Origin of the sequence: Mycobacterium asiaticum (assembly GCF_001673365.1) — a bacterium.
Lineage (GTDB): Bacteria > Actinomycetota > Actinomycetes > Mycobacteriales > Mycobacteriaceae > Mycobacterium > Mycobacterium asiaticum_A.
The window spans coordinates 1-6357 of the sequence record NZ_LZLS01000070.1; the positions used below are offsets into that span (position 1 = coordinate 1).

At 64.9% G+C, this 6357-nt stretch carries 6 protein-coding genes; 5 read left to right on the top strand and 1 reads right to left on the bottom strand.

Annotation, left to right across the window (positions count from 1 at the left end; genetic code table 11):
* Window positions 1–206 precede the first annotated feature (206 nt).
* Both sigB and ideR read left to right on the top strand, forming a co-directional pair.
* Entirely contained in the window at window positions 207–1196 is a 990-nt protein-coding gene (gene sigB / locus A5634_RS07590) for a sigma-70 family RNA polymerase sigma factor SigB (RefSeq protein ID WP_065143446.1), read from the top strand.
* Between the two features lie 147 nt (window positions 1197–1343).
* On the top strand, window positions 1344–2036 hold the full coding sequence (gene ideR, locus A5634_RS07595) for an iron-dependent transcriptional regulator IdeR (protein WP_065143447.1): 693 nt from the start codon (window positions 1344–1346) through the stop codon (window positions 2034–2036).
* 15 nt (window positions 2037–2051) lie between these two features.
* Here the strand turns inward: ideR and A5634_RS07600 are convergent, their stop codons facing one another.
* Window positions 2052–3107: a DUF4192 domain-containing protein gene (locus A5634_RS07600; protein WP_065143450.1), complete on the bottom strand. Its 1056-nt coding sequence runs from the start codon at window positions 3105–3107 to the stop codon at window positions 2052–2054.
* 112 nt (window positions 3108–3219) lie between these two features.
* On the opposite strand from A5634_RS07600, the gene sthA reads away from it, so the two are divergent.
* From sthA to A5634_RS07615, 3 genes are all read left to right on the top strand, one after another.
* Window positions 3220–4626 carry a Si-specific NAD(P)(+) transhydrogenase gene (gene sthA, locus A5634_RS07605; protein WP_155769411.1) on the top strand — a complete coding sequence of 469 codons (1407 nt, stop codon included), beginning with the start codon at window positions 3220–3222 and terminating at the stop codon, window positions 4624–4626.
* 221 nt (window positions 4627–4847) lie between these two features.
* A complete protein-coding gene (locus A5634_RS07610; RefSeq protein WP_065143449.1) occupies window positions 4848–5825 on the top strand; it encodes a proteasome assembly chaperone family protein in 978 nt (325 codons plus the stop codon).
* An 83-nt stretch (window positions 5826–5908) separates the two neighbouring features.
* Window positions 5909–6357, top strand: a 449-nt coding sequence (locus tag A5634_RS07615; protein WP_155769410.1) for an alpha/beta fold hydrolase, incomplete at its 3' end; no start/stop codon positions are given.

Sequence of the window (6357 nt, forward strand, 5' to 3'; positions counted from 1 at the left end):
AGCGGCCGCAGGCCGGTCGCCGCGGGTCGCGACCATCGGACCCCTCGCGATCGCAAGAGCGGCCGCAGGCCGGTCGCGACCATCCGACTACTCCGCTGGCGCCACTTCTCAGGACATTCTCAGGTCATCGTCGTATTTCTGCACGTCACGGCGTGTGAGATGGCCGAGGGGTGGGAACTCAGTGACCGGGCTTCTCGTTAGACCACATGACAAGACAAGCCAATCGGGAGGGCGCAATGGCAACTGCCACCACAGGCCGGGTTGACGGCGATTTGGATGCTCAAAGCCCAGCTGCAGACTTGGTGCGCGTGTATCTCAACGGCATCGGCAAAACGGCGCTGCTGAACGCAGCCGACGAAGTCGAACTGGCCAAGCGCATCGAGGCTGGGTTGTATGCCGAACACCTACTGGCGACCCGGAAGCGCCTCGGCGAGAACCGCAAACGGGATCTCGCAGCGGTGGTGCGCGACGGCCAGGCGGCCCGTCGTCACCTGCTGGAAGCGAACTTGCGGCTGGTGGTTTCGTTGGCCAAGCGTTACACCGGCCGGGGAATGCCGCTGCTGGACCTGATCCAGGAGGGAAACCTGGGTCTGATCCGCGCGATGGAAAAGTTCGACTACGCAAAGGGTTTCAAGTTCTCGACGTATGCCACCTGGTGGATTCGTCAGGCGATCACCCGCGGCATGGCCGACCAGAGCCGCACCATCCGACTGCCCGTCCACCTCGTCGAGCAAGTCAACAAGCTGGCGCGAATCAAGCGGGAAATGCACCAGAACCTGGGCCGGGAAGCCACCGATGAGGAACTTGCCACCGAGTCGGGCATCCCGATCGAAAAGATCAACGACTTGCTCGAGCACAGCCGCGACCCGGTAAGCCTGGACATGCCGGTCGGTTCGGAAGAGGAAGCGCCGCTGGGCGATTTCATTGAGGACGCCGAGGCCATGTCCGCGGAGAACGCGGTGATCGCCGAACTGTTGCACACCGACATCCGAAGTGTGCTGGCGACTCTCGACGAACGTGAGCACCAGGTAATCCGGCTGCGCTTCGGCCTGGATGACGGACAGCCTCGCACCTTGGACCAGATCGGCAAGCTGTTCGGGTTGTCGCGCGAGCGGGTCCGCCAGATCGAGCGAGATGTTATGTGCAAACTGCGCCACGGCGAACGCGCCGATCGGCTGCGGTCCTATGCCAGCTGAGGTGCGGTAAACGCCGATTCGGCGAACTTGGTAGGAGACGGTATGCCCGTCGCGCTTGCGCGGCGGGCATACTGCTGCGGTGGAGCGTTTTGCGCGGACCACAGGCGCGGCTGGCGAAGTAGACTCGGCGGCAACGGAGGATGACGAATGAACGACTTGGTTGATACCACCGAGATGTACCTGCGGACTATCTACGACCTCGAAGAAGAGGGCGTGACGCCGCTGCGTGCCCGGATTGCCGAACGACTTGAGCAGAGTGGACCTACCGTCAGCCAGACCGTGTCCCGGATGGAACGCGACGGATTGCTCCGGGTTGCGGGTGACCGCCATCTCGAACTGACCGACAAGGGGCGGGCGCTGGCCGTCGCCGTCATGCGCAAGCACCGGCTGGCCGAGCGGTTGCTCGTCGATGTCATCGGATTGCCTTGGGAAGAGGTGCACGCCGAGGCATGTCGGTGGGAGCACGTGATGAGCGAGGACGTCGAGCGTCGTCTGGTCAAGGTGCTCAACAACCCGACGACATCCCCGTTCGGCAACCCGATTCCGGGTCTGTTGGACCTCGGCGTGGGCCCGGAGTCCGGCGCCGAAGACGCGAACCTGGTCCGGCTGACCGAGTTGCCGTCCGGTTCGCCGGTCGCCGTCGTCGTCCGACAGCTCACGGAGCACGTGCAGGGCGACATTGACCTGATCACCCGACTCAAGGACGCCGGCGTGGTGCCCAACGCGCGTGTCACCGTCGAGACCGGGCACGGAGTCGGGGTGACCATCCTCATTCCCGGCCACGAGAACGTCACGCTGCCACACGAGATGGCGCACGCGGTCAAGGTCGAGAAGGTCTGACGGCGCGTGCGGGGGCTAACCCGCACGCCGATCCGCTGGTAGTCGTGGCGGTAGCCGCACACCGAGCTGCTCAGCGAGCCGGTAACCGGTCCCGGCCAGCTTCCGAATTTCGGTCGGCCGCACCCCTGACTGCAGTGCCCGGTCCAGCATGCTGGCCATCCGATGGTAGGGATCGCAGCGCAGCGCGGCATCCAGCGAGACTCCCGCCAACGGCCCGTCGCCGCGAACGTAGGCGCTGAACGCGAGCAGCACCAGCGCTTCGACCCGCCACGGCACCGGTAGCAGCCGCGACAGCGCCGACCACATCGACTCGGCTGCGTCGGCGTTCTCGCCCACCGCGAGGGCGTACAGGGTGTCACGTACCTGGACATCGCAAAGGGTGCAGCCCAGCCCAGCCAACTCTCGGTCAGACAACGACTGCCCGTCGGCCAGCCGACCGGCGGCCGCTATCGCGTTTTCCACGTCGCGCCGGCCGCATCCCGCCGGATCGGCCCGATGTGCCACCTCCCGGGCCGCCACCGCTTGGTCGACCTCGTCTGCCAGCGCAGCGCTACGCACCGGATCCACCTCGATGACCGCCTGCAGTTCAGCCCGTCGCGAGTAGAGACGCCGCCCGTCTACCACCGCCGCCACGGCCAGCGGCGAGGCCGACGGATCGTCGATGTCGCCGCCCGCACCGCAGCCGTCGACGCAGTGCCAGCGCCCGCCGGGAGCGATCCGATCCACCACATGAGCCGCGTAGCGCTGGATGCCGCACTCGGCAAGCGCTTCGGTCAGCGCATCGCAGAGTTCTCGATACTCCTCGTTGCACACCGGGCACTGCGCGCCTTCGGCATCGACCACCACCATGATCGCGGCGTCGGGCTCTGCCGCGGCGGTCACCTCGGCGAGTTGGTCGACCCGGTCGACAAGATCCTCGGCCAGGTCGGCGCGGATTACCGAGCCCATCCCACCGTCCTCAATCGAGACCAACACCAGCGAACTCTCCGGAACGAACCCGAGGATGGCGGGCAGCGCGGCGATCAACGCGCCCGGGCGATTGAGGTCAAAGTCTTCTTGATGCGTCGTCATGGCGTCCACGCTGACGACACACACCGTCAGTTCGTGCTCGCACAACGCAATTCAGCCGCCCGCTTGTGGAGAAAGTCGCGACTGTGGGCTTTATCGTCTACACATGACTTCGATGCGCGAGTACGACCTGGTCGTTATCGGATCCGGACCCGGCGGCCAGAAGGCGGCCATCGCCGCTGCCAAGTTGGGCAAGTCGGTCGCGATCGTGGAGCGCGGCCGCATGGTCGGGGGGGTCTGCGTCAATACCGGCACGATCCCGTCGAAGACATTGCGCGAGGCGGTCGTCTACCTGACCGGCATGAGCCAACGCGAACTGTACGGCGCCAGCTACCGGGTAAAAGACAAGATCACCCCCGCCGATCTGCTGGCCCGGACCCAGCACGTGATCGGCAAGCAGGTCGACGTGGTGCGCTCCCAGTTGATGCGCAACCGGATCGATCTGGTGCTCGGGCACGGCCGTTTCACCGACCCGCATACCGTGCTGGTGGAAGAAGACGCCCAAGGCGAGCGGGTGACCGTCAGCGGCGACTACATCGTCATCGCCACCGGCACCAAGCCGGTGCGGCCCTCGGGGGTGGAATTCGATGAGAGACGAGTGCTGGATTCCGACGGCATCCTTGACCTCAAATCGCTTCCGACGTCGATGGTCGTGGTCGGAGCCGGGGTGATCGGCATCGAATACGCCTCTATGTTCGCCGCACTGGGCACCAAGGTCACGGTGGTCGAAAAGCGCGACACCATGCTTGATTTCTGCGACCCGGAGATTATCGAAGCGCTCAAGTTCCACCTTCGCGACCTGGCGGTGACGTTCCGGTTCGGCGAAGAGGTGACCGCGGTCGACGTCGGCGCCTCCGGCACCGTCACCACCTTGGGCAGCGGCAAGCAGATCCCCGCCGAAACGGTGATGTACTCCGCGGGCCGCGAGGGCCAAACCGCGACTCTGGGTTTGGAGAACGCCGGTCTGGAGACCGACCACCGGGGCAGAATCTTCGTCGACGACCAGTTTCAAACCAAGGTCGAGCACATCTACGCGGTCGGCGACGTCATCGGATTTCCCGCCTTGGCGGCGACTTCGATGGATCAGGGGCGGCTGGCCGCCTACCACGCATTCGGGGAACCGACCGATGGGATCACCGCGCTGCAGCCCATTGGCATCTACTCGATTCCCGAGGTGTCCTACGTCGGTAGAACCGAAGTAGAGCTGACCAAGGACTCGATCCCCTACGAGGTCGGCGTGTGCCGGTACCGCGAACTGGCCCGAGGCCAAATCGCCGGCGACTCCTACGGAATGCTCAAGCTGCTGGTGTCCACCACCGACCGCACGCTGCTCGGAGCGCACATCTTCGGCACCAGCGCCACCGAGATGGTGCACATCGGGCAGGCCGTCATGGGCTGTGGCGGCACCGTCGACTACCTGGTCGACGCGGTGTTCAACTACCCGACGTTCTCCGAGGCGTACAAGGTGGCCGCGCTGGACGTGACCAACAAAATGCGCGCGCTCAACCAGTTTCGCCGGTAGCGAGATTCGGTTGCGCGGTGTCCCGTCAAACGGCGCTGAGCGGCCCTGAACGGCCCTGAGTACGAGAGGTTTTCGGCCGACTCGCTGATCGCAAGGCCGGGAGTTAGTGCGGGCACCAACTCGAGGCCGGTTTCGTTGTTCATGGGTGCCCGTCGATTGAGCGAGACTGGTTAGGGCACCCTAGAGAGACCCCGCGAGACCCCCGAGAGGAGGCAGCACCCATGTCCGACCATCACGACCCCGACCAGGCACAGGAGTATCAACCGGGACAACCCGGCATGTATGAGCTCGAGTTCCCCTCGCCCGTGTTGTCGGCGTCCGACGGCCGCGGCCCGGTGTTGGTGCACGCGCTGGAGGGCTTTTCCGACGCCGGTCACGCCATTCGGCTTGCCGCCGGGCATCTCAAGGCCGCCCTGGACACTGAACTCGTCGCGTCGTTCGCGATCGACGAATTGCTGGACTACCGCTCCCGACGGCCGTTGATGACCTTCAAGACCGACCACTTCACCAGTTACGACGATCCTGAGCTCAGCCTCTATGCGCTGCGCGACAGCGTCGGCACGCCGTTCCTGTTGCTCTCGGGCATGGAACCGGACCTGAAGTGGGAGCGTTTCATCACCGCGGTGCGCCTGCTCGCCGAACGTCTCGGGGTTCGCCAGACCATCGGGCTGGGCACCGTCCCGATGGCCGTCCCGCACACCCGTCCCGTCACCATGACCGCCCACTCCAACAATTCCGAACTGATCGCTGACTTCACGCCCTGGATCTCTGAAATCCAAGTGCCTGGCAGTGCTTCCAATCTGCTGGAGTACCGGATGGCGCAGCACGGCCACGAGGTGGTGGGGTTCACCGTGCACGTCCCGCACTACCTGACCCAGACCGATTACCCGGCCGCAGCCCAAGCGTTGCTCGAGCAGGTGGCCAAGACGGGTGCACTGGAGCTTCCCGTGACGGCGCTGACCGAGGCCGCGGCCGAGATTCGGACCAAGATCGACGAACAGGTCCAGGCGAGTGCGGAAGTGGCTCAAGTGGTGGCCGCTCTTGAGCGCCAGTACGATGCCTTCATCGACGCTCAGGAAAACAGATCCTTGCTATCGCGTGACGAAGATCTGCCTAGCGGCGACGAGCTCGGCGCCGAGTTTGAGCGGTTCCTGGCTCAGCAGGCCGAGAAGAAGTTCGACGACGACGACAAGACGTAGGCGACAAGACGTAGGCGACAAGACGTAGGCGACAAGACGTAGGCCGCAACCGCCCCTTCCGACTCGACAACGAGGTTGGCGACATGACCGAGCGAACGCGCAATCTTCGCCCGGTGCGGGAAGTGACATCCCCGTCGCTGCAGTTCCGCACCATTCACGGCTATCAGCGGGCGTTCCGGATCGCCGGATCCGGCCCGGCGATCCTGCTCATCCACGGCATCGGCGATAACTCCACGACCTGGACCAGCATCCATGCCAAGCTGGCCCAACGATTCACCGTCATCGCGCCGGATCTGTTGGGCCACGGCAGATCCGACAAGCCGCGCGCCGACTACTCTGCGGCGGCCTATGCCAACGGGATGCGCGACCTGCTCAGCGTCCTGGACATCGACCGGGTGACCATTGTCGGTCACTCGCTGGGCGGCGGCGTGGCGATGCAATTCGCTTATCAATTCCCGCATCTCGTCGATAGGTTGATCCTGGTGGGCGCCGGCGGCGTCACCAAGGACGTCAACATCGCTCCTTCGTTGGT